Below are 24,677 nucleotides of genomic sequence, written 5' to 3' on the forward strand. Positions count from 1 at the left end.
ATTCAGCCGCTTTTTGGTTTTTACTCTCGAATAAGATTGGAGGGAAAGAGTTACTCTAATAAAGTAGCTTAGAAGAGAGGATGAGAAGTAGATGAGCGGGTTCAATTGGCGTATGAGTGCAACGATAATACTATGTGCAGCAATATTACAAGGATGTAGCATGCTCTCTAGTAATAGATCTGGTGATGAGTGGCTTAAGCTTGTACATGGGGGAATTACCGCAGAAGACAATTTCCATTTTGATGGATCAGTTGCGATGGGTTTTACAGATGGGGTTGCGTTAACGCCGTACGCATTTGAAGGAGAAATACAAGGACACAAACAAATTGCACTATATGTGGAGCAAAGTAATAGTCTTGTTCGTAATCCGATTAATGACTTCGATTTCATTGCATCGAACTACAACGATGTTGAAATTGTATATGAAGGTTTGGTCCAGGATGAACAACAAAGTATCGTTGTACTTCATGTCGTAGCAGATGAAGCGGCAGCTACAGCCCGTTTGCGAGAACAATTGCGACAGGAGCTATCTAATGTCACCCTGCGAGCCATTGGGGCAGCAGAAGAGGGTAGCGCTAGTGTGAAGCTTGTGCAAGCGGAGGCTCGTGCTGCTGAGGCTACGCTTGATGAAATGCTGAAGGAGCTGAACGTAAGTATGAAGTACGCGATAACGATTGATAAGTTGAAAGCAAAGCCAGTAAAGATGGAGGAGTATGTTGATTTGCAATACAAAAAAAATGGATCAGTACTCAATGAATATCGCAAAACGATAATAAAATTTGATTTGAATGGAGCATATGTCGAATAACATTAACACCATTACTGCGAAAAACTGCTAAAATGATAAAGTAATAGTTGAAATTAGTTATATTGTAGTAGCTGAAAAGTTCATATATGCTTACGAAGTTACTTTTTATTTGCAAGAAGTGTAAGCAGATGCTTCCGAAGTAACTTTTCATTCTTCACAAGAAGTTACTCAAGTAGTCAATGTAAAGTTATTAGTAGTTAATAAAAAGTTTTAGGAGGTTTTTTCTATGCGTGATCCAAGACTGAAACGTCTAGCACAAAACTTGGTGCAATATTCGATTAATGTGCAGCAAGGCGAAAATATTTTGATTGAAATGATTGGTGAAGAGACTGAGTTTGTGAAATGTTTAATTGAAGAGGTTGCAGCTTGTGGGGGGCGTCCATTTGTTGAACTAAGTGATAGATCTATTTTGCGTACGCTTCTGCAGCATGCATCGGAAGAACAAATAACACTATGGGCAGAGCTTGATCTAGCTCGTATGAAAAAAATGGATGGATATATTGGCATTCGTGCAGGGAATAATGTCAATGAACTTCAAGATGTACCCGCTGAAAAGATGCAATGGTATGAACAAATTCATCGAACAAAGGTACATATGGAACAGCGAGTTAAGAAAACGAAATGGGTTATATTAAGGTATCCAAACGCCTCGATGGCACAATTGGCGCAAATGAGTACAGAAGCGTTCGAAGATTTCTATTTCAATGTATGTAATCTTGATTATGCGAAAATGGAACAAGCGATGGAGCCGTTATTCGAGCGTATGAAAACTGCTGATCAAGTAAGGATCGTATCACCAGGTACTGATCTTACATTTTCTATCAAAGATATTGGCGCGAAAAAGTGTTCCGGACATCGAAATATACCTGATGGAGAGGTGTTCTCCGCACCAGTTAGAGATTCAGTGCAAGGGACAATTCATTATAATACGCCGACCGTATACTCAGGGACGACATTCCAAAATATTAAACTAACTTTTGAAAATGGGAAAATCGTTGAAGCAGAAGCGGGTGATCAGACCGTTAAGCTGAATGAAATACTTGATTCAGATGAGGATGCGCGTTATATCGGAGAATTTGCAATCGGATTTAATCCGTATATTTTGAATCCAATGAATGATATTTTGTTCGATGAGAAGATTGCGGGAAGCTTACATTTCACACCTGGACAATGTTATGAAGAATGTAATAATGGGAATAATAATAGTTCTATACATTGGGATCTTGTATTGATCCAGCGACCAGAATACGGTGGTGGAGAGATCTACTTTAATGGAGAGTTGATCAGGAAAGATGGACAATTCGTTGTAGATGATTTACTGGCATTAAATGCGAAACAATTAATTTCTTAATAAGTTTATTTGATTTGTTATGGAAACTACTTGAAGGAAATTGTTTTTCAAGGTATGATTATAACTGAAAAACCTTATTAATAATATGGAGGGATCTCCCATGTCTAATAACGCAGCAATTGTTGAAATTTCTCAAGCAGCAGGTAAATTCACATCTTCAATCGTACTACAAGCAGATAGCAAATATATCGATGTTAAAAGCATTTTAGGTCTATTTACAACTTTAGTTGGTGGTCACGCATATGAACTACATGTTCATGGTCCTGATGCAACTGAAGCAAAAGCAGCTATGGCAGAAGTGTTTGCAAAACATAGCTTGAATGTAAAAATTATTTCAGAGTAATAAAACGGGAAAAGCACTTCTTCAGATGAAGAGGTGCTTTTTTATATATATAATGACTTTATCCTTGTACTATAATTGATTTTCGACTAATATAAAGAGAGTATAAGTTGTTCGATAAGCAGTGAAGGAGGGATTCAATGTCTGCACTAGAGAATACTGAATTTTTAAATGAACGAGCACTACGTCTTCTGCAAGAAGATGCAGCTAAAATAGAAAAGCTAATAGAAGTTCAGATGGCGAATCTTACTACCCGTCAGTGTCCATTATATGAAGAAGTGCTTGACACTCAAATGTATGGCTTCTCTCGTGAAGTTGACTTTGCAGTTCGTATTGGCTTAGTTAATAATATGGATGGTAAAAACATATTAAGCCGACTTGAACGCAATTTGGCGGTATTATATGAGGCATTAGATCAGAAGGGACAATCTCTGTAGAGATTGTCTTTTTTATATCTTTTTTTCAAATGAATTGCCTTGATAAAGAGAAGTTTATCCTTTACAATGTACATATATGGCATATTGAGGAGTGAATGACATGACCGAAGAACTTCAAACTGGTGTAATTCGTATTTCTGATGATGTAGTAGCTACAATAGCGGGACTTGCGGCGCTGGAGACTCCTGGAATCGCAGCGATGTCTGGTGGGATCTCTGAAGGCCTTGCGAAGCGTCTTAGTGGTAAAAATGTCCAAAAGGGCGTAAGTGTAGAAGTAGGGCAGCTAGAAGCAGCCATTGATTTGCGTATTATTGTTCATTATGGCATTCCTATTCAAGAGGTAAGTCGTCAACTGCAGCTGAATGTTCGAGAAGCGGTTTCTAATATGACAGGACTTCAAGTAGTTGAAGTGAATGTCAAAGTTGAAGGTGTAGCCTTCAAAGAGGAAGAACAAGAAGAAGTCATTATGCGTTTGAAATAATAGATAAAAAAAACGACTGCCTGCCCTTTAATCAAAGGACGGAGCAGTCGTTTTTTTCGTTGTTGTAGAAGTAATCGTAGTTTTTTGGAGCACTCTATAGTACTCTCTTGAAATACTGAGTAATATGCCCATACACATTAAAGTGACGAGCAAGGAAGAACCACCATAGCTAATAAATGGTAATGTAACCCCAGTAAGTGGAATTGCCCCAGTTACTCCACCGATATGAATAAATGCTTGGAAAGCAAGTAATGATACGATGCCAACGCCAGTAACCATTCCGAATGTATTAGGGCAGCGAACGGCTACAATTAATCCTCTCCAAATAAATACAAGATAGAATAGAATAAATAGAGCAGCACCTATAAAACCTAATTCCTCTGCAATAATAGAAAAAATGAAGTCGTTATAGGCAAACTTCAAGTAATGGAGTTTTTGTACGCTTTCACCGAATCCAGCCCCTGCAATTCCACCATGCCCTAAAGCTTGAAGGGAAGAGATAAGCTGAAATGAATCACCTTGTGCATATGCAAGCGGATCTTTGTAAGAGGTGAAGCGTGCAATCCGATATTGCCAGCGTGTAGGATTGATCGCATACGAGATTAGAACAATAGGCGTTAGAACAGCAACTCCACTAACTGCAGTAAAGAAAAGTTGTTTTAAGTTCGCACCACCTGCCCAAATCATCATAGCAGCACAGCTAACAATAATAATAACCCCGCCTAAGTCGGGTTGCATCATAATAAGAAAAGAGACCAATGCAATTATAACAAGTACGGGCACTAATCCACGCTTGAAAGAACGGAACTTTTCGCCCTTTTTTGCAATAAGCGTACCAAGATAGAGAATAAGTGCGAGTTTGGAAAATTCCGTTGGCTGTATTCCAAAACCACCCAAATATAACCAGCTTTTTGCGCCATTTACTTCTTCGCTTATAAGTGGAACAATAGCAAGCATTATAATTACGGGTATGAAGAACAAAATTTGTAGCTTCCCGATTTTTCGAAATGGAATATTCATTAAGAAAAACATTATGAATATTCCTATGCAAGCAAAAATAAGCTGGCGTTTAGTGAAATAGAGTGCATCGTTGTCATATTTGGGAGCGACGACAGCAATCCCTGAGCTCGCGCTAAACACCATAACTAGTCCAAATCCGACTAGAATTAAGGTCATAATAAGAAGTAGAAAATCTGGTCTACCCTTGCTGTTTTTTTGCGGAGCTTTCATAATAATTACCTCATTATTAGCTTAGTGATGCTTTCAATTGACTAAGACCTTTATCGGCAAGAGTAAGCACGTTTTTCGGAATCGGAGACTCATAATCAAGACCATGTGGGAATGTACCTCGTCCGATATATACAGCCTCAATATTAAGTATAGCATGCGGATTTTCTAATTTTCCTTCGATTGCACGGGTGTTTACGCGCACGTAGTAATCTGCTGCAGTTTCTTTGTCAGAAATTTTCAAATCGTATGTAGCACGAGTATATTCCCACTGCCAGCGTACAAATCCAATTTTCTCAGCAGCTTCATCTAAATACCCTAGTTCGCTAGTTAGTCCAATAAGACCGGAGTTTTCGATAATCATATAATTTCCTCCTACAAATTTTTCAAAATATTTCGATGCAACTTCCCATAATAGAGAAACAGCAAAGTTAGATTGGTGTTGAATAGTTTACTTCATTATAAAGCACTGTTGTTATCTTCCATAATGATAGTATGTTTCTAGTTCTAGTGCAAGTATTACTGATAGACAAAAAGCAACAGATGCCGACTTCTACACTGGATTATTTATAATAACTCAAGTTTCACTGGACGTAGCCTACTGAAACGGTTATCCTAAATTGCTGTTTTCTGTTACACTGTATGATAAGATATTTGACAGTTACACGCAGTAAATTCAGGAGGTACACCATGAACATAATTACACATTTGGAGCCACATATTGAATATATATATGAAAAATTAGTGTACTGGCGTCGTTATCTTCATGAAAATCCAGAGCTTTCATTTCAAGAGTCGAAAACTTCCAGATGGATTCAACAACAGCTTGAAGAGATAGGTTGTCAAGTAGAGAGATGTTCGCAAAACAATGGACTAATTGTATCGATTGTCGGCGCTCACAACGGTCCTGTAATCGCTCTCCGTGCTGATATGGATGGTCTACCTATTCAAGATGAGAAATCAGTGCCTTACGCTTCAAAAGTCGCCAATGTCATGCATGCATGCGGTCATGATGGTCATACGGCAACTTTATTAGCTATTGCTGAATTTTACACCAATCATAAAGAAGAATTAAAGGGTGAACGAAGATTACTATTCCAGCCCGCTGAAGAGGTTGCGCCAGGCGGAGCAGCACCAATGATTGCCGAAGGTGCATTGCAGGGTGTAGATGTTGTATACGGAGTGCATCTGTGGACTCCGCTACCGTATGGTAAAGTATCTACTCGGGCAGGTAATTTCATGAGTGCAGTCGATGATTTCCACATCGAGATTCAAGGGCTTGGAGGTCATGGTGGTATGCCGCATGACACCATAGATACAATTGTTGTCGGATCGCAATTTATTCAATCATTACAAACGATTGTTAGCCGTAATGTCAATCCGATGAATCCTGCCGTTGTAACGGTCGGTTCTTTCCAAGCGGGTCATGCCAATAATATTATTGCAGAGCGCTGTGTCATTAAAGGAACCATCCGAACATTTGACGAGCAGACGAGAGTATTAATTCGAGAGAAATTAGAAAATGTATTGACGACGACATGTCAAATGTATGGAGCAACAAGCTTCTATAATCTCAAAAAAGGGTATCCATCTGTTATTAATGATGAAACGGAAGCCAGTCGTGTGTTGTCCGTTGCTAGCGACGTTATTGGTGCAGATAATGTTATCGTTGCCCAGCCGATCATGATTGCTGAAGATTTCTCATATTATTTGCAAGAAGTACCTGGTTGCTTTATGTTCGTAGGTGCAGGTAATGCAGATTGCCAAGCTACTTATGCACATCATCATCCAAAGTTTGATATTGATGAACGTGCGATGAAAAATGCGATAAGGATGCTAGTTCATGTCGCTGAACAATATGCACAGTAAAAAAGCTGATTGTAGCGGGAAGTTTATTCTTCCCATTCTGCAATCAGCTCATTTTTCGTATTATATAATTCTGCACTTTCTTCTTGGCTAAGATCCCACACATTTTCACTTCCCCAATAATACGAGAAGAGATCTTTCGATGCTGCGGTTTCTTTGGCATAGATCGTAATTCGATTTCCCGGTTCTAAGATAACATCTTCAAAAATGTAAGTTTGATTACCTGTCACACTTAAAAGCTTCCAATGGCTTAAATCAATTTCTGTTAATGTATTATTAGTAATCTTTGCTGTTTGTTCCTGTTTATTTATTGTTAATGAGATACCAGTATAACGTGTTTCTTTAATGGAAACATCTTCATTACTCGTTTCCTTCGCATTACTCCAGACTCCGATGTGATTACCTTTAGCTTGCTGCTCAATTTTCTTGTAAATATTTTCCATCTTAATGTTTGGTTCGATAATGAGTAATTTAGCATAACCCAGTTTCAATAATTTTTCATTCAAATTCGTTTCATCTTGTAAATGGACAATAGCTTGGAGCTGTCCATTCTCTTTGCGCATTTCTGTATCGAAGCTTAACATCACTTTTTCGGAAGCGAGTAGTTGATCAGAAATATATTGATGGGTATCCGAACCGAATAATTCATCATTAATATCGGTAACATCAAGAGAAAGAAACGTTACCTGCTCAATATGATCGCCTACTATAATCTCAAAGGAGTCATTGTTTAGAATTTTGCCGATTGGATACCAAGTATTCTCTTTTATTACATTTGAAGTCGAAGTCGGAAGTGTAGAGCATGCTGCCAATAGTAAAAGGACTAGGCAAAGCCCAATGTGTTTCAAATTTCTCATATAAAGAATATCCTCCGAAATGTAGAAAATCGTAAATAATTTAACAATAATTTTATCTATTATAACATAATTAATAGCAATTAATATATGTTTCTAATAAATGAATAGGTCATATAGCATAAAAAGCGTCACAATCTTTCATACTGTAGCTATACAGCTAGCTACGAGGAGGGTTTGATTTGCATACTAGAGAGACAATCATTGTACAAAGTGACCTTTCGATCTTACTAGATCGTCGTTCACTTTATGCAGTTGAAGCACAGCAACAAATACAGCCGTTTACCGAGCTTATCAAAGTAATGGGACAATATGAAGTTTATGAAGTGACTGCGATTACACTATGGAACGCACTGACTTTAGGAATGAAGAGCGAACGGATTGTTGATATTCTTCATTTGTATGTAAAAGGGAATATTCCTATTACGGCACAGCAGAAACTGCAACTATGGATGAATCGCTTTGGTAGATTACAACTACAAGTTATCGATCAGCAGCTGATACTGCAAGGTGATAGGGAAATAATGAATGAAATTCAGCAACATAGCTACATGACAGATTGGATTGTAGCTAAGTTAAGCGATACAGAGTGGGTATTAAAGCGGGAGAGTCGTGGATTTGTTAAGCAGGAGCTAGCTCGCGTGGGCTATGCAGTGACGGATCTGGTTGGCTATCATGATGGTGAGACTGTTTCACTCCAATTGCGAGAAAAAACGCCGAGTGGACACACCTTTCATTTGCGAGATTATCAACGTAAAGCGATCGCTGCATTTCATCGTGATAAATTAGGTGGAAGTGGTGTCATTGTACTTCCATGTGGAACGGGGAAAACGATAACGGGAATTGGCATTATGGCTAGTTTGCAAGCTGCGACGCTTATTGTTACATCAAGTGTCACTTCAGCTAATCAATGGCGACAAGAATTAATGGAGAAGACAACGATTGAGGCTAACCGAATTGGGATATATGGTGGAAAGCAAAGAGATGTATCTGAAATAACGATAGCGACCTATACGATCCTTACTCATCGACAACGATCATCAGATCAATATTTACATATGAAATTATTTTCTGAGCGCGACTGGGGGCTCATTATTTACGATGAGGTGCAATTATTACCTGCTCCGATATTCCGTATGACTGCGACGATACAAGCGACGAGAAGACTCGGTCTGACTGCTACACTAATACGTGAGGATGGTTGTGCTCATGACGTATTTTCATTAGTAGGCCCGAAGCTTTTCGATATGCAATGGAAGAAAGCTGAAGAACAGTCCTACATCGCGAAAGTACATTGTACGGAAATTAGAGTTTCACTAGCCGAAGAACTTCGTGAGCTATATCGTGATGCACAACCTCGAACCCGGCTTAGAATAGCAGCAGTCAATCGCAATAAGCTAACGATAGTAAAGTCGTTACTGCAACTGCATAGGGGTAAGCCTACATTAATTATTGGTCAATATATTTCTCAATTGGATGAAATTTCCACGCAACTTAATATTCCTAAGCTGAGCGGTAGTACAAGGCAAGCGGAGCGGGAGGAGATGTATGCGAAATTTCGGAGTGGAGAATACCCAATACTTATCGTATCGCGAATTGCTAATCTAGCTGTCGACTTGCCCGACGCATGCGTCGCTATCCAGGTTTCTGGAAGCTTTGGCTCAAGACAAGAGGAAGCGCAGCGAATCGGACGTCTATTGCGACCAAAGCAAACGTTGAATGAAGCATGGTTCTATACATTAGTGACGGAAGAAACGAAGGAAACGGAGTTCGCATTAAAGAGAGGGATGTTTATGCTTGAGCAAGGCTATCAGTATCAATGTATATCACAGCATGAGGTGTTAAGTGAATGAATATGCACACTTGGCGAGAAAGGCTAAGGTTTGGTGTTCAGCGAAAATATATGAGCCATAAGCTACTTAAGTCGTGCAGTGAGGAATGGATTTGGGAGCATGCTATTGTTGAGCCTAAGATCATTCAGGCTGTGCACGAACAGTTGAAAGAGTATGATGAACTCGTGCTTCAATGGTTATTGCAAGGCGAGGGAAGCGCCATTACCGAGCAAGAGCAGCTCATTAAAGCGATGAAAGCACAGTTGCATATATCAGGACAGCAAGCATTATGCTCATTGCTAAACTTAGCGGGGCTTGGAGTAATACAATGTATTAAACACCCATGGAGAGGACAGATATGGCAAATGCCGTACCCGATTTTCCACAATTGGCGGCTCGTTATGAAGCGAGAACGACAATACTGGCAACAAGCTCAACATATGAATATTGCTCATTATGTGATTGATCAAGGCAATAACATAGCACTTGGAAAAACGTTGATGTATGTACTACTTGAGATGAGTAATTTGGATCTAAGGTATACGAAGAAAGGCGAGCTGGCGAAGCTAACAAGAGATAAGTTAATATCACTCTGTGCCTCGATAAATAATGAGTTTTTTCAAGAACAATTCCCTCAACTTTTCAAGGAATCTTATGGCGCTAGTCTGAACTTTTTGTTGGAGTTAGCGCATGCGCTAAAATTAATTGAAGAAACAGATTATGGTTTGAAATTGAATATGGAGCATATTAATGACTGGCTTCTATTGCATGAATGGCAACGAGAAGTATTGCATATGCAATGGATGTGTGAGTTTTTCGGCGTTCTACCCTATTATGAATCTTTCACTGGAATCGTTAGCGAGCTGATAACATGTGATGTGGGTGTCTGGTATGAAGGAATTGAGCCATCGAAGCCGTTACAGATGTGGTTGTCGATGTGGCGAGCTTGTGGATGGCTGACAAGTCTATCTGGGAAAAATATGGACTGTGGAAAGCATATCGTTGTACAACGACAAGTTTTCGCTCTGCACAGTCAATCGCAACTGGCTATTCAAGATAACGGTGAAATTATTGTCTTGCCTGGAGCTTCCTATCGCCAGCTATGGTTACTTGAACAAATTGCTGAGCGGTTAAGTGAACAAGAGACTATCATCTACAAATTAACGGTTCGCGGATTAGTACATGCGATGAAAAATGGTTATACATTGAATCAAATCAAGCAATGGCTCCAGCAAAGCTGTGACCATGATGTACCGCAAATTGTTCAACATCTGCTAGAGGCTGCACAAATGACCTATGAGGAGTCAAGGCAGCAAGCTAGAATTTCCAGTCAATTAATTGAAGACGATCGCCACAAAGGGCCAACAGCTAAAGGAATAGCAAGTGCTTATGTAGAAAAGCAGCAAAGCTCTTCTTTACTACCGATGAAAGTGGAGTGCCAAACAGCTTTGCATCTGCTGCGCCCGATCGAACAATGGGGAAAATGGTTGGCAGCAACTAATCCGTTATTCGCTGAACCAGTGCTAGAGCATGAGGAGTTATATGAATTGCAAGCTGCCTCGCAATACAGCCCCATTACGACAAGTTGGCTGACAGAATGTCGTCAATATCATGATTCGACTAGCAAACAAATTGTACAATGTGCAATAGATCATCAATTATCTTTGTACATTAAAAAAGCAGACCATTCGTTATGTTTTCATCCGCAAAGAATAGTTGAAGCCGGTAATAAATGGCTAGTCGAAGGTGTGTTTGACCGCCAACAAACGGATGAAATCCAATGGGTACAGCTTAATGACTGGCAAGGAATTAAATTGCATATCGCTACTGTTTGATGATTTCTATTGGCGTACATTGCTGATTATGATAATCTATAGTTATAGTTATGTTCAAGTTCAAAAAGTCTACTTTTTGAACAACCTCTAATAGCGATGTGAAAAGGTGGTATGATGCCGGTGTATAGTCAAGAACAAGCAGTTGCGACTGAACCAGGAGCAGCAACGTTAGATATGGCGTCGTTACTTCTGAAAGCATATGAGCTTGGTGACACGATTATTGATTCCGCTCCAGTAGCTGATTATTTATATTGGCAATCTGAAGTAGCTAACAATACAGAAGTGAAAGAAATACAACGTGAGTTCGACAAAGCTAAAGAACTTTTTGAAGAATGTCAACGTTTTGGAAGATTTCATCCTAACTATCATGAAGCAAAAGATAAAATGAAGGATGTCGAACAAAGGTTGCAAGCTATTACTTGTGTAAGACAATTCAAAGAGCAAGAACAGCAGTTGGATGAATTATTGCATGAAGTAGCTTTGACAATTGCAAGAGCTGTTTCGGAAACGATAAAAGTACCAAGCAATGAAAAAGGCTCAGGCGGTGGCTGCGGAAGTGGTGGATCTTGTGGCTGCGGGAGCGGTGGTTGCGGCTAGATGTAATTCAAAGGACAGACTTTGATAACGATGTTTTGCGTTGTAGCTTAGTCGCATCGAATATGAAGCTAATTTGGGAAGTCCGGTACGCATGTACCAATAACGTACATTTACGTTTCCTCCTTCCTAAAATTAACTCCATCTTCTCGGTTCTGAAAGCCTGCTTTTTGAACTTTCATTTGTAATTAGATAAGTAGATGCTTTCGATGTGCTTTTCATTTGCTCTAGTAGTAGATCGAGAAGGCAATGAAAAGTTGTAGGAGGAATAATAACCGATGTTACCAGAGCGTACAGGTTTTATTATATGGGTTAGCGATTTGAAGTCGGCAAGAGGGTTGGAGCGTTTTGGTACTGTTCATTATATGTCTCGTAAGCTACATTATGTTGTATTATATATGAACGCAGACAAAGCGGAAGAGCAGCATAAGCAACTTCAGCGTCTTGCTTATGTTAAAAAAATTGAACGATCCTATCGTAATGAGATTCCAACAGAATATAGCAAAGATGTAGAAGACAAAACACGAGCATACAGCGTTTAGTATGTGCGCAAGTTAAAAAAGCATCTCAAGTGTACATTTAATGTACGCTAGAGATGCTTTTTTGTTACAAAAGGAGTTCACTAGTTATTTTCAATATATTAGAAGTATAAGTTTTTGGTGGAACCGAAGGTTCCGCCTTTTTCGGTCTGACATGCTGTACATGGCATGTAACGAGGAGAGATAGAATGGGAACCTGACTTAATAAGAAAATGAACATTTGTAGCGCCAAAAATGGTGTTACAGAGTGAGATTTGCATGGTATATGATACTGTAGCGCCAAAAATGGTGTTACAGAGTGAGATTTGCATGGTATATGATACTGTAGCGCCAAAAATGGTGTTACAGAGCGAGATTTGCATGGTATATGATACTGTAGAGCCAAAAATGGTGTTACAGAGTGAGATTTGCATGGTGTATGATACTGTAGCGCCAAAAATGGTGTTACAGAGCGAATAGACAATAGATTTTACGGTCTACATAGGCAGTTTGCTCGGATTACTGCTCCGTAGACACTATTTGTTCTCATCCTCATGTTCCAGCTAAGAGAACTAAACCGCCCTTTTACGCCCAAGCGGAAAGAACTAATCGCTAGTGGAGAAGCGACAGCGGTCGTAACAGCGATTAGTTCTTGGAGCGATCTATTATATTATTTTGGAAGTTGTTGTATAATGGCATCAATAGAAGGGATGGGAACAACATGGCTTTGAATTTTCACCAATTACATATTTTCCATACTGTTGCTGAGCGAGCTAGCTTCTCTGCTGCAGCTCAAACTTTATATATGACTCAGCCTGCGGTAACGATGCAAATTCAATCGCTAGAAGAATATCTTGGTACCAAATTATTTATGCGTTCTACGAAGAAGATTGAGTTGACTGAAGCGGGTAAAGTGCTGCTACCATTTGCGAAGAAGAGTATTGATCTGATTAGAGATACAGATATGGTTATGTCTAGCTTTACGGAACAGCTGAAAGGTCGCTTGCTGCTAGGTGCAAGCTTAACGATTGGTGAATCTATTCTTCCACGCTGGTTAGGACCTTTCGGTAAGGAATTTCCAGACGTTGGGATTAGTATGAAGGTAATGAATACGACTCATCTTATTGAAGAAATTGAGAATCATCAGCTTAATTTCGCAATTATCGAGGCGCCAATTGAGCATCCTGATATGCATATCGAAGCGGTAATGGAAGATGAATTGGTGCTTGTTGTACCAAGTGAGCACCCACTGACACATTTAGAAAAGTTGAAACTTGAAGATGTGCTGCAATATCCATTTGTATTGCGTGAACAAGGGTCTGGTACAAGACAAGTGATGGAAGACAAACTGATTGCTAATGGCTTTGATCCTCGGCAATTGAAAATTGTGATGGAGCTAGGCAGCACAGGCGCAATTAAGTCAGCTGTTGAAGCGGGATTAGGCATTTCTTTCTTATCTATTTCCTCTGTGAAGCATGAAGTTGCGCTAGGACTTATCAAAACATTACCGATTGAGCAAGTAACGTTTAAGCGTAAGTTTTATTCTGTCTATTTGAAATCATCTTTATTGCCTATTTCTGCTGTCACATTTTTGAAGTTTTTAAGAGAGAGGGATCTTAGTCAATGGCTATAAGACAAGCTTCTATAGATATGCATGTTCATACGACAGCATCAGACGGAATGTATTCGCCTACAGAAATGGTGGCAATGGCTGCGCAATTAGGGCTCGCTGGTGTAGCGATAACCGATCATGACACGACAGCGGGTGTTCAGGAAGCACAGCTTGCTGCTTTGCATCATCGGATTAAGCTACTGCCTGGAATAGAAATTAGCACTGTCGCTGACGGTCAAGACATTCATGTGCTAGGCTATTTTACGAATAATGACGATGAGCTTTGGCAGAAGCGACTTATCCAGTTAGGTGCAACGCGGGAAAGCCGTAATGAGATGTTAATTGCAAAGTTGAATGAACTTGGGATAGTGATAACATGGCAAGAAGTCATTGAGATAGCGGGTGATTCACACGGTTCGATTGGCAGACCACATTTTGCGCAAATTCTTATTAACAAAGGCTATGTGAATAGTAAGCAAGAGGCATTCGATCTCTATCTCGGGGAACATGGAAAAGCATTTGTACAACCATTACGTATTCATCCGTCGGATGCCTATCAATGGATAAAGGACGCAGGGGGCGTGTCTGTCCTAGCTCATCCGGGGATCTATCATAATGATCTGCTAGTGGAACAATTGCTACAAGCTGGAGTTGATGGAGTGGAAGTGAACCATTCTGATCATACGCCAGAGCAAGTACAATACTACGAATCTTTAGCTAAGCAATATAGCTTGCTTGCGACAGCAGGATCAGATTTTCATGGAATCGATGAACAGGGTACGCAAATTCATGGCCATCTAGGTAGTGTATGTGCTTCGATGGATGTCTATAATGAGATCTATTCCCTGCATCGCTCTCGTCTGTAAGGAAGTTCAAAAAGCGGACTTTGATAACGATGTAACGCGTTGTAGCGTATTCGACGTCGCATCTGAAACGAACTTGGAAAGTACGGTTCGCGTGTACGTAATGATGTACACTTGCGCTTCCGCCTTTCTCAAGTAGCGTTTCACCTGCTCGGTTCTGAAAGCCCGCTTTTTGAACCTTTATTGGAATAGGAAGTTCGAAAAGCGGACTTCGTCACATAACAGGCATGTACATTCTCACGAAGGTGAGTTTATACATGCCTGTTTTTATGTTCAGTTCATTATTTAACAACTTGTGGTAATGCCTTTAATCTTGCTTCATCAGGAGTAATAAATATTGTTTTCTGGTGATCATAGATGACGAAACCAGGCTTTGAGCCATTCGGTTTTTTGACATGTCGAATGAGCGTGTAGTCCACTGGTACAAGACTAGAAGTTTTTGCTTGTGAATAATGTGCAGATAGCATAGCGGCTTCTTCCAATGTTGCATCTCCAAATTCGGTACTGCGAATGACGACATGCGAACCAGGGATATCTTTCGTATGAAGCCATGTATCATTGGAGTTGGCTAGCTTGTTCGTAACATACTCATTTTGCAAATTGTTCTTGCCGACAAAGATTTCAATACCATCTGAGGAAGTATAGCAAAGTAGTTTTGGTTTCGCATTTTTTTTCTTCTTAGGACCTCTACGAACACGCTCACGTAAATAACCGCCAGCAACAAGTTCTTCGCGAATTTCTTCAATATCGCCGACCATGGCAATTTCAAGTTGCTGCAAAATATTGTTGAAATATTCAACTTCTAATTGCGCAAGCTCCAATTGCTCGAGGACGACGATTTGGCTATTTTTTTGTTTGCTATAGCGTTTGAAGTACCGCTGAGCATTTTCCGATGGCGTTTGTTGAGGGTCTAGCTCGATTTTAACGATGGCTTGAGCTTCATCGTAATAATTGGCTACTTCGATGAAAGTATCGCCGCGCTTAATCTGATGCATATAGGTCGTTAACAGCTCTCCGATAATACGGAAGCGATCAGCATCCTTTGCCTCCGTTAATGTGGATTCAAGCTTCGATAATTTCGTAATGTTTTTCGCTTTTTCGTTCTGTATAAAGCGAATGAGATCACTAGCACGCTGCTTAACGGTATCGCGTTCTGCTTTATCACCATAAAAAGCTTCAAGACATTCACTTATCGTGTTATATACAGCATGTTCGCCAGCGATATGTGTAAGTGCAGTGATCGAGAAGGCGAGCTTACTTGTTTGCTCGTTCCTAATAATGAGCGGTTGATACTGCTTGTTTTGCACTTGCTGCTGTAATTGGTTGAAGCTTTGCCATAATGACTGCCAATCTTCAATTTCCAGTGAACCTCCAAGCAGCATGGGACGCTGTTCAGCGGGTAGCCACTGCTCATATTCACCTGTTAAGCCACGATAAATGAGTTCGTTAGCGAGCAATGGACTTAATCCACTGAAGCTATTAACGAGATGCTTACTCGTTAGGCAGCTCTCTGTCGTTATATCCTCATTATGTGACACTATAATGTCTGCGAACTCGGAGTAGTTGCTCACAGTAAGTGGATCAATTTTATGTTGCTCTGGAGGTGACGTATAGGCACAGCCTGGCATCACGATACGATAACTACTCAGCATTGGTGTAACATGATGAATACCATCATGAATAATTCCTGTATTTGGATCAACGAGAATGATATTACTATGTCGCCCCATAATCTCAATAATGATCCGTTTGAAAGAAGTATCACCTATCTCATCCCGATGGCGAACATCAAGATGAATAACCCGCTCACGAGTAATCTGTGTAACGGCTTCGATCACGCCACCTTCACAATATTTGCGCATAAGCATACAGAACATAGGCGCCTCTAGAGGGTTACTATATTGCGCTGTTGTCCAATGTACACGAGGGTAAGTTGGGTTAGCTGATAGCAACAGCTTGCCTTGTATACCGTTACCACGCACGCTGAATACAAGTTCATGGCTCGTAGGTTGATGTATTTTCAAGATTCTTGCGCCGACACAAGCTTGTAGCTCATCGACAATTGATTTTGTTACTAATCCATCCAAAGCCATAGCTGTAAACCTCACTTTACTATTTCATATCTCTATCATGCCATAACTTTTGTGAAAACTTAAGTGCTTTAGGGATATTTTATATGTTGTCCGAATACATTTACGTTAGAAAGGTTGTCTAGCAAAATGGACAAATACAGGAGGGAAGCAGAGAATGAGTCAAATTCTATGGCATCAATTAAATCGTGAAGAGCTTACTGAAACATTAGAAAGCTCGGAAACACGCGGCTTAAATCAGGATACTGTCACTGAGCGATTGTCACAACATGGGTGGAACGAACTAACAGAAGCCGAAAAAGTATCGCCAATTCATCTGTTCTTGAACCAATTCAAAGATTTTATGGTGCTCGTACTGATGGGAGCGACGTTAATATCAGGCCTTCTTGGCGAATATTTGGACGCGATAACAATTCTGGCGATTATTGTTATTAATGCTGTGCTCGGTTTTGTTCAAGAGTATCGTGCAGAGCGTTCTTTATTAGCATTGAAAGAAATGTCTGCGCCAATGGCGAAAGTATTGCGTGATGGCAAGCAAATATCGATAGCGGCGAAAGAAGTTGTTGTTGGCGATATTGTGCTCATAGAAAGTGGAGATCGCATTCCAGCAGATATTCGTTTTCTCGAGGCCAACAACTGTTATGTAGAAGAATCTGCACTGACCGGTGAGTCGATTCCAGTTTCCAAGCATGAAAGTTCGCTACATGAAGCTGATCTTCCATTAGGTGATCAACGCAATATTGGCTTTATGGGCACATTAATTACTCGCGGCACTGCGATCGGTATCGTTATTCGTACCGGGATGGCGACTGAAATGGGGAAAATAGCGAATTTAATTCAATCGACAGAAGAAATGCAAACGCCATTGCAGCATCGATTGGAGCAGTTAGGGAAAATATTAATTGCAGTAGCGATTGCACTGACTGTGATGGTTGTCGTTGCTGGGATTATGCATGGTCAGCCAACTTACGGTATGTTCCTCGCAGGGGTAAGCTTAGCGGTTGCAGCTATTCCAGAAGGACTACCCGCTATTGTAACTGTAGCACTAGCGCTTGGTGTACAACGGATGATTAAGCGTAAAGCGATCGTTCGTAAATTACCATCTGTAGAGACACTCGGCTGTGCTTCTGTTATTTGCTCTGATAAAACAGGCACGCTGACACAAAATAAAATGACCGTCACAAATATATGGTTAAGTGATCGCGCACTCTCGGTAACAGGTCATGGTCATGTTCCCAATGGCGGGCTATTTGAAAATGGGCGAGAAATCGATACCCGTCATGATAATTCAATTAAACGATTGCTGCAAATTAGTGCGTTATGTAATAATGCTAAGCTCGTTCAAAATGAAAATATCGATCGAAGGGGAAAAAATCAAGTAGAACAAGAAGAGTGGGTACTTAACGGTGATCCTACAGAAGGTGCACTATCTGTTCTATCTACGAAATTGGGATCGCCTGCCAAAATGCTCGAAACATTATATACGAGAATAAAGGAATTTCCATTTGATTCTGAGCGAAAGCTCATGTCTGTTATACTTTCGCATCAAGGCGGCAGAATTGTTGCTACGAAAGGTGCACCGGATGTATTACTAGAACAATGCTCGCATATTTTGTGGCAAGGAAAAGTGATTAGCTTGACGCCCGCCTTGCGTCAGAAGTGCGCATCTGCTTCTGAACAAATGGCACAATCAGCACTTCGCGTACTGGCGATGGCTTATCGAGAATTATCGAGCTACGATAGATGTGAACGAGATGAGGATGCAGAACGTGAACTTATTTTCGTCGGATTAACGGGGATGATTGATCCGCCACGTGCTGAGGTGAAGGATGCGATTGCAACATGTCGCGCAGCTGGTATTAAGACTGTAATGATTACAGGCGATCATCAGCTCACTGCTGAAGCAATTGCCGGCTCATTGGGAATTATTCCGCGAGGCGGAGAATCGATGTCGGGTAGACAGCTTCAATTGTTGACCGATGATGAGCTTGACAAGCGTGTTGAAAATATTTACGTGTATGCTAGGGTATCGCCTGAGCATAAGCTGCGAATTGTACGAGCGTTGCAGCGTAAAGGGCATGTCGTAGCGATGACCGGCGATGGGGTAAACGATGCACCAGCAATTAAAGCTGCAGATATCGGTATTGCAATGGGTATTAATGGGACAGATGTTACGAAGGAAGCATCATCGCTTATTTTAAGCGACGATAATTTCTCAACAATCGTTGCTGCAATTGAAGAAGGCCGTGGCATTTATGAAAATATTCGAAAATTCATTCGTTATTTACTAGCATCCAATGTTGGTGAAATACTCGTTATGTTTTTAGCAATGATGGCAGGCTTACCGTTACCTTTAGTGCCGATTCAAATCCTATGGGTTAATCTCGTGACGGATGGATTGCCGGCGATGGCGCTTGGCGTAGACCAAGCGGAAAATGATCTGATGAAGCATCGTCCACGTAAAGCGAAGGAAAGTATATTTTCACGTCGTCTGGGCTGGAAAATTATTAGCCGCGGTATTTTAATCGGCGTCTGTACACTTGCAGCATTTTGGATCACATTGCAAGAGGGGGATCTTGTTAAAGCACAAACGGTAGCTTTTGCTACACTTGTAATTGCCCAGCTTATTCACGTCTTTGATTGCCGAAGCTCGCGCTCGATTTTTCACCGTAATATACTGCAAAATAAATATTTATTGTTAGCAGTATTCTCATCATTAGTATTAATGCTTGGTGTTATGTATATTACACCATTGCAGCCAATCTTCAATACAGTAGCTATCGGTTTGCGTGAATGGAGTCTTGTCGTTGTGGCCGCTGCCGTTCCATCGGTGTTTTTTGGAATTGGAAGTGTACTCAGCAGTAACAAATCTAAGAAGAAAAGTAATAAATGGAACTCGGCTGCCAAGGCTGCTTAATTGAATAATTGTGCAAATAATAGAACAGATCATTAATTCTCATCTCGCTCGCCATTCGTTATGCTTAATGACAACATAGAATAACACGATGGCGGGGAGAGAGAATTATGGAATTTACAAAGATGCAAGGATTAGGAAATGATTTCGTCATCGTATATGGGGAGCAGGAATTGCCTGCTAATGCCTCAGAATTAGCTCTACAAGTATGTAACCGTTTCTTCGGTATAGGGGCGGATGGTCTTGTATATATATTACCTTCAGATAAAGCGGATTTCCGCATGCGGATTATAAATTCGGACGGAACAGAGGCAGAGCAATGTGGCAATGCGATTCGTTGCGTATCCAAATACGTGTATGACAAGCGGCTAATACAAACTAAGGAACTCACAATTGAGACTTTGGGCGCAGGTGTACAAAATGTGCAGTTAATGATTCATGATGGTATCGTTGAAAAAGTACGTGTAGATATGGGAGCTCCGATCTTACACGGTCTAATGATTCCTACTATTATTGATAAAGATCACATCGTCGAACATCCGATTGAAGTGAATGGACAACAGTTCACATTTACCGCGGTTTCTATGGGGAATCCACATTGTGTCATCCCAGTTGAGGATGCTGCTACACTAGATTATTCGACAATTGGAGCAATTATTGAAACACATGAGCTGTTTCCAAAAAAAATTAATGTTGAATTTATAACGGTTTATAATCGTTCACATATTGAAATGCGAGTGTGGGAACGTGGTGCCGGACCAACACTAGCGTGTGGTACAGGTGCTTGTGCTACAGTCGTAGCATCTGCTCTATGTGGTGTCACCGATCGTGAGGCAACCGTTTCATTGAAGGGTGGAGACCTTTACATTGAATGGAATTCAAGCGATAATCATGTATATATGACAGGACTTGCCCAGGAAGTGTTCAGCGGTACGTTCGAGTAGAGTGATATAGGTGGCGTTGCAGAAATGGATTTGAATTTCAGGGATGCGCTGAAACAGCGGATTTTAGTCGGCGATGGAGCGATGGGAACCTTTTTATACAAAATGGGGTTCCCTATTGGCGTTCCATATGAACAATACAATGTGCTGAAGCCAGAGGTTGTTCTTTCTGTACACCAGCAATATGTTGATGCGGGTGCACAAGTGATTCAGACGAATACATATCAAGCAAACAGTGTGAAATTCGCACGTTATGGCATCGAGGATCAAGTAGATGAGATTAATCGTGCAGCTGTTCGCCTCGCTAGACAAGCTGCGGGAGATAAAGCTTTCGTAGTAGGTACCGTTGGTTCTATTCGTGATGGAAAACGAGGAAATGTTAGAACATTAACGTTGACTAACGCTCTTCATGAGCAAATTCATGCACTGCTATCAGAAAATGTGGACGGACTACTATTTGAAACTTTTTATGATCTAGAGGAAATGAAGCTTGCTGTACGTATCGCAAGAGAAGAAAGCAATATTCCGATTATTTGTCAATTTGCTGCAGAGGATTCTGGCAGAACGGTTGATGGTTATACATTGGAAGATGCTTTTGCGCAGTTGAAACAAGAAGGTGCAGATGTCATTGGTTTCAATTGTAGAACAGGACCGAACGGCATACTTAAATTATTAGATGGTATTGATAATAAAACGGATCTACCTTATTCCGTATATCCAAATGCAGGTGCAGCAAGTTTTATTGATGGGAAATACGAATATACAGCTGGACCGGAGTATTTCGCGTCTATGGCTACAAAGTTTGCTGATCGTGGTGCTCATATTATTGGTGGCTGCTGTGGGACTACGCCAAAACATGTGAAAGCAATGGCAGAAGCTCTTACAGGTTATGAACCAGTCCCAGTTGAAGCGCGGAATGTCAAGGCGAATAAATCAAGCCAGGCAGCTTCCTCCGATGCTGTATCAAGGTTTAAGTGGGGAACTGCTCGTCGTAATGAACAGACGATTCTCGATAAAGTGAAAGAGCGTCATACTGTAATCGTTGAGCTTGATCCACCTCGTGATCTTGATATTTCGAAATTTATGGATGGTGCCGCAGCGTTGAACGATATCCAAGTTGATGCTATTACGATGGCAGATAACTCACTTGCTGTTACTCGGATGAGTAATCTTGCGCTAGCTGCATTAGTTCAAGAACAGATCGGAATTACTCCGCTCATTCATATTGCATGTCGTGATCGTAATCTTATCGGTACGCAATCACATCTAATGGGCTTAGATGCATTAGGGATTGATCATGTACTTGCGGTAACTGGAGATCCTGCTCGTTTTGGTGATTTGCCGGATTCTAGCTCCGTTTTTGATATGACTTCATTTGAATTAATACGGATGACAAAGCAGCTTAATGACGGTATTGCGTTTTCAGGAAAGCCACTCAAGCAAAAGGCTAATTTTATCGTTGGTGCTGCTTTCAATCCTAACGTGAAGCATTTAGATAAAGCGGTACAACGTTTGGAGAAGAAGATCGCAGCGGGTGCCGATTATATTATGACGCAGCCGGTCTATGATACTGGCTTAATTGAACGAATTGCTGAGTCGACGAAGCATTTGTCAGTACCGATCTTCCTTGGTATTATGCCGTTAGCGAACGGTCGTAATGCTGAATATCTTCATAATGAAGTACCGGGAATTAAGCTTTCCGATGAAGTGCGAGCTCGTATGGCAGGGCTTGAAGGGGAAGAGGGCAGGGCAGAAGGTGTGAAAATTGCCAAGGAACTATTAGATTGTGCTGTTTTGCATTTCAAGGGGATTTATTTGATGACACCATTTTTACATTATAATATGGCGGTGCAGTTGACGGAGTACGTGAAAAATAAAACATCGTAATCAGTTTGGCCTACAAAAATCAACCGATCTTTGTGCAAATTATTCATTATTAATGCAATTATAGACGAAAAGCTTGTTCATAATAGAAAAATCAATTAAAATGAAGCTTATGTTATGATAGCTCTGTATAGTATGTACCTTTATTTTTTCGTCAACACTAGAATGAGGAATCTTTTTCTATACATCTATTGATTATGAACTGCGTGATGCAATTGTATCTGATCTAGTTGAAAGATGCATGTGGAGGAGGATCTAGCTTGGCAATAAAGCTTATTAATATCGGTTTCGGAAATATTGTTTCGGCGAATCGTATTATTTCGATCGTGAGTCCTGAATCGGCTCCGATTAAACGCATTATTCAAGAAGCGCGTGATCGACATATGCTAATTGATGCGACATACGGACGTCGTACGCGTGCCGTAATTATTACGGATAGCGATCACGTTATTTTATCTGCTGTGCAGCCAGAAACTGTTGCGCACCGCTTGTCCACTAAGGATGACGATAACGACGAATAGTACGAGGAGTTTGAAACAAATGGGATTGTTAATTGTTTTGTCAGGTCCTGCAGGAGTAGGCAAAGGAACTGTATGTACGGCGTTACGTTCACGTATGCCTGAGCTAGTATACTCAGTATCAGCTACGACTAGACAACCGCGACCAGGCGAAATTGATGGTGTGAATTATTTCTTTAGAACGAGAGAACAATTTTTGCAAATGATTGACCAAGATGCTATGCTTGAGCATGCAGAATACGTAGGTAATTTCTACGGAACGCCGCGTGACTTCGTTGATGAGACATTAGCTAATGGGAAAAATGTCATTTTGGAAATCGAAGTTCAAGGTGCGATGAAGGTGAAGGAAAAGTTTCCTGAAGCAGTTATGGTATTTTTGCTTCCACCATCATTAGCTGAGTTGAAATCAAGAATTACCGGTCGTGGAACGGAAACACTTGATACGATTAATACTAGAATGAATGTTGCAGTAGAAGAGTTAAGTCTTCTTAGTCAGTATGATTATGCGGTAATGAATGATGAGATTGACATTGCTTGCGATAAAATCCGCAGCATCATTCTTTCGGAAAACTGTAGACGAGAACGTCTTCCTGCCCATATTTTAGCGATGGGTGCTGCAACAGAGAAAGCATGAGTGAGGAGAATGTCCAATGTTATATCCGTCTATTGACGAACTAGTTAAAAAAGTTGATAGCAAATACACTTTAGTAGTTGCTGCCTCCAAACGTGCAAGAATGCTACGAAATGGTGAGAAGTCTGAACTAATTGGTGCACGCTCTCACAAAGCAGTTGGCTTTGCGCTAGAGGAAATTTATGCTGATATGATTAAAGTTGAGCATATTCCTGGTAAAGAGAAGGATGAACAAAAAGACGAACGCAAAGACGAGCGCCGCGAAGAACGTGGATAGTCTATTGCTTTAGGTGAGAAGATGTGCGCATAAGTAATGCGTACATCTTTTTTATTTTTATTTGCACAAAAGAAGGTTAAAATAAGTTTAATGTTGAATTACTACACCTATATGGAAATATGATAAGATAGGTAGTGTACGACGGAATATGCTTATTATTTCTATGCGAAAGCGATGACATCAACCTATTTTCTAGGAGGGATTGAGATGGAAAAAGTTACTTATCCAATCGGAAGATTTGTGTTTGAAGGCATGACAGCTATGCAAAAACAAGAATGGATTGAACAAATCCAGCAGTATCCAGCATTACTAAGAGCGACAGTTGAAGGTTTTTCTCAGGAACAACTAGATACCCCATATCGCACTAGTGGTTGGACGGTAAGGCAGGCTGTGCATCATGTTGCAGATTTCTCAATAAATGTACTTACTCGGTTCAAGCTTGCTTTAACGGAAAACAATCCAACGATCAAACCTTTCTTGGAAGAAAAATGGGTACTATTACCTGATACTCGTTCCATGCCCATCCAGCCAAGCTTAAGTATTATTGATGGTACGTATGCGCGTTTACTCGTTTTACTAAAATCAATGAGTATGGCTGAATTTGAACGGCAGTTTTATCATCCGGAAAAAGGTGTGCAAATATCATTGAAGTTTTTTTTGAGTTATTCAAGATGGCATTCGTATCATCATTTAGCTCATATTCAAGCATTGAAACAACGTAATGATTGGTAATTAAAACATTTTTAATTTAAATAAAGGTTCAAAAAGAGGGCTTTCAGAACCGAGAAGATGGAGCTAATTTTC

Annotated in this window: 24 protein-coding genes; 19 read left to right on the forward strand and 5 right to left on the reverse strand. The window is 40.5% G+C overall.

Annotated elements, in window-relative coordinates:
- Positions 1 to 91: 91 nt before the first annotated feature.
- From AC1TPB_RS06490 to AC1TPB_RS06510, 5 genes are all read left to right on the forward strand, one after another.
- Positions 92 to 808, forward strand: coding sequence for a hypothetical protein (locus tag AC1TPB_RS06490; RefSeq protein ID WP_482075747.1), 717 nt, complete (start codon positions 92 to 94; stop codon positions 806 to 808).
- A 226-nt stretch (positions 809 to 1,034) separates the two neighbouring features.
- Positions 1,035 to 2,159, forward strand: a complete 1,125-nt coding sequence (locus AC1TPB_RS06495; protein WP_482075748.1) for an aminopeptidase — start codon at positions 1,035 to 1,037, stop codon at positions 2,157 to 2,159.
- Positions 2,160 to 2,259: 100 nt separating this feature from the next.
- Entirely contained in the window at positions 2,260 to 2,502 is a 243-nt protein-coding gene (locus AC1TPB_RS06500; protein WP_482061185.1) for an HPr family phosphocarrier protein, read from the forward strand.
- 137 nt (positions 2,503 to 2,639) lie between these two features.
- The gene (locus AC1TPB_RS06505; protein WP_482061184.1) at positions 2,640 to 2,936 is read left to right on the forward strand and encodes an Fpa/YlaN family protein; all 297 of its coding nucleotides are present in this window, start codon (positions 2,640 to 2,642) and stop codon (positions 2,934 to 2,936) included.
- Between the two features lie 100 nt (positions 2,937 to 3,036).
- Positions 3,037 to 3,417, forward strand: a complete 381-nt coding sequence (locus tag AC1TPB_RS06510) for an Asp23/Gls24 family envelope stress response protein (protein WP_482061183.1) — start codon at positions 3,037 to 3,039, stop codon at positions 3,415 to 3,417.
- A 27-nt stretch (positions 3,418 to 3,444) separates the two neighbouring features.
- Here AC1TPB_RS06510 and ftsW read toward each other — a convergent pair whose 3' ends face one another.
- Both ftsW and AC1TPB_RS06520 read right to left on the reverse strand, forming a co-directional pair.
- The gene (ftsW, locus tag AC1TPB_RS06515) at positions 3,445 to 4,647 is read right to left on the reverse strand and encodes a putative lipid II flippase FtsW (protein ID WP_482075749.1); all 1,203 of its coding nucleotides are present in this window, start codon (positions 4,645 to 4,647) and stop codon (positions 3,445 to 3,447) included.
- 16 nt (positions 4,648 to 4,663) lie between these two features.
- Complete coding sequence (locus AC1TPB_RS06520) at positions 4,664 to 5,008, reverse strand: YugN family protein (RefSeq protein WP_482075750.1); 345 nt, start codon at positions 5,006 to 5,008, stop codon at positions 4,664 to 4,666.
- A gap of 326 nt (positions 5,009 to 5,334) precedes the next feature.
- On the opposite strand from AC1TPB_RS06520, the gene AC1TPB_RS06525 reads away from it, so the two are divergent.
- Positions 5,335 to 6,513 (forward strand): amidohydrolase, encoded by a 1,179-nt coding sequence (locus tag AC1TPB_RS06525; RefSeq protein ID WP_482075751.1) that lies wholly within the window; start codon positions 5,335 to 5,337, stop codon positions 6,511 to 6,513.
- Between the two features lie 23 nt (positions 6,514 to 6,536).
- On the opposite strand, the gene AC1TPB_RS06530 is transcribed toward AC1TPB_RS06525, so the two are convergent.
- A complete protein-coding gene (locus tag AC1TPB_RS06530; protein WP_482075752.1) occupies positions 6,537 to 7,367 on the reverse strand; it encodes a thermonuclease family protein in 831 nt (276 codons plus the stop codon).
- Positions 7,368 to 7,546: 179 nt separating this feature from the next.
- On the opposite strand from AC1TPB_RS06530, the gene AC1TPB_RS06535 reads away from it, so the two are divergent.
- From AC1TPB_RS06535 to AC1TPB_RS06560, 6 genes are all read left to right on the forward strand, one after another.
- A complete protein-coding gene (locus AC1TPB_RS06535) occupies positions 7,547 to 9,217 on the forward strand; it encodes a DNA repair helicase XPB (protein WP_482075753.1) in 1,671 nt (556 codons plus the stop codon).
- On the forward strand, positions 9,214 to 11,031 hold the full coding sequence (locus AC1TPB_RS06540; RefSeq protein WP_482075754.1) for a hypothetical protein: 1,818 nt from the start codon (positions 9,214 to 9,216) through the stop codon (positions 11,029 to 11,031). The genes AC1TPB_RS06535 and AC1TPB_RS06540 overlap by 4 nt, the downstream gene beginning before the upstream one ends.
- A gap of 111 nt (positions 11,032 to 11,142) precedes the next feature.
- Positions 11,143 to 11,628, forward strand: a complete 486-nt coding sequence (locus AC1TPB_RS06545) for a YlbF/YmcA family competence regulator (RefSeq protein WP_482061176.1) — start codon at positions 11,143 to 11,145, stop codon at positions 11,626 to 11,628.
- Positions 11,629 to 11,903: 275 nt separating this feature from the next.
- Positions 11,904 to 12,167, forward strand: a complete 264-nt coding sequence (locus tag AC1TPB_RS06550) for a YlbG family protein (protein ID WP_482061175.1) — start codon at positions 11,904 to 11,906, stop codon at positions 12,165 to 12,167.
- Between the two features lie 697 nt (positions 12,168 to 12,864).
- Positions 12,865 to 13,776 (forward strand): selenium metabolism-associated LysR family transcriptional regulator, encoded by a 912-nt coding sequence (locus AC1TPB_RS06555; RefSeq protein WP_482075755.1) that lies wholly within the window; start codon positions 12,865 to 12,867, stop codon positions 13,774 to 13,776.
- Positions 13,767 to 14,621 carry a PHP domain-containing protein gene (locus AC1TPB_RS06560; protein WP_482075756.1) on the forward strand — a complete coding sequence of 285 codons (855 nt, stop codon included), beginning with the start codon at positions 13,767 to 13,769 and terminating at the stop codon, positions 14,619 to 14,621. The genes AC1TPB_RS06555 and AC1TPB_RS06560 overlap by 10 nt, the downstream gene beginning before the upstream one ends.
- A gap of 6 nt (positions 14,622 to 14,627) precedes the next feature.
- Here the strand turns inward: AC1TPB_RS06560 and AC1TPB_RS06565 are convergent, their stop codons facing one another.
- Together AC1TPB_RS06565 and AC1TPB_RS06570 are read right to left on the reverse strand one after the other, a co-directional pair.
- Entirely contained in the window at positions 14,628 to 14,753 is a 126-nt protein-coding gene (locus tag AC1TPB_RS06565; RefSeq protein ID WP_482075757.1) for a hypothetical protein, read from the reverse strand.
- 146 nt (positions 14,754 to 14,899) lie between these two features.
- A complete protein-coding gene (locus AC1TPB_RS06570) occupies positions 14,900 to 16,711 on the reverse strand; it encodes an Rqc2 family fibronectin-binding protein (protein ID WP_482075758.1) in 1,812 nt (603 codons plus the stop codon).
- Between the two features lie 154 nt (positions 16,712 to 16,865).
- Between AC1TPB_RS06570 and AC1TPB_RS06575 the strand changes: the two genes are divergently transcribed.
- The 7 genes from AC1TPB_RS06575 (at position 16,866) to AC1TPB_RS06605 (ending at position 24,605) form a co-directional block, all read left to right on the forward strand.
- Entirely contained in the window at positions 16,866 to 19,625 is a 2,760-nt protein-coding gene (locus AC1TPB_RS06575) for a calcium-translocating P-type ATPase, SERCA-type (RefSeq protein WP_482075759.1), read from the forward strand.
- Positions 19,626 to 19,732: 107 nt separating this feature from the next.
- On the forward strand, positions 19,733 to 20,566 hold the full coding sequence (dapF, locus tag AC1TPB_RS06580; RefSeq protein WP_482075760.1) for a diaminopimelate epimerase: 834 nt from the start codon (positions 19,733 to 19,735) through the stop codon (positions 20,564 to 20,566).
- 24 nt (positions 20,567 to 20,590) lie between these two features.
- Positions 20,591 to 22,450, forward strand: a complete 1,860-nt coding sequence (locus AC1TPB_RS06585; protein ID WP_482075761.1) for a bifunctional homocysteine S-methyltransferase/methylenetetrahydrofolate reductase — start codon at positions 20,591 to 20,593, stop codon at positions 22,448 to 22,450.
- A 257-nt stretch (positions 22,451 to 22,707) separates the two neighbouring features.
- Positions 22,708 to 22,968: an extracellular matrix/biofilm regulator RemA gene (gene remA / locus AC1TPB_RS06590; protein WP_005548256.1), complete on the forward strand. Its 261-nt coding sequence runs from the start codon at positions 22,708 to 22,710 to the stop codon at positions 22,966 to 22,968.
- Positions 22,969 to 22,987: 19 nt separating this feature from the next.
- Entirely contained in the window at positions 22,988 to 23,599 is a 612-nt protein-coding gene (gene gmk / locus AC1TPB_RS06595; RefSeq protein ID WP_482061167.1) for a guanylate kinase, read from the forward strand.
- Positions 23,600 to 23,615: 16 nt separating this feature from the next.
- On the forward strand, positions 23,616 to 23,873 hold the full coding sequence (rpoZ, locus tag AC1TPB_RS06600; protein ID WP_482061166.1) for a DNA-directed RNA polymerase subunit omega: 258 nt from the start codon (positions 23,616 to 23,618) through the stop codon (positions 23,871 to 23,873).
- Positions 23,874 to 24,080: 207 nt separating this feature from the next.
- The gene (locus AC1TPB_RS06605; protein WP_482075762.1) at positions 24,081 to 24,605 is read left to right on the forward strand and encodes a YfiT family bacillithiol transferase; all 525 of its coding nucleotides are present in this window, start codon (positions 24,081 to 24,083) and stop codon (positions 24,603 to 24,605) included.
- The last annotated feature ends 72 nt before the right edge of the window (positions 24,606 to 24,677 follow it).

This window comes from Paenibacillus sp. Y951 (assembly GCF_056786395.1).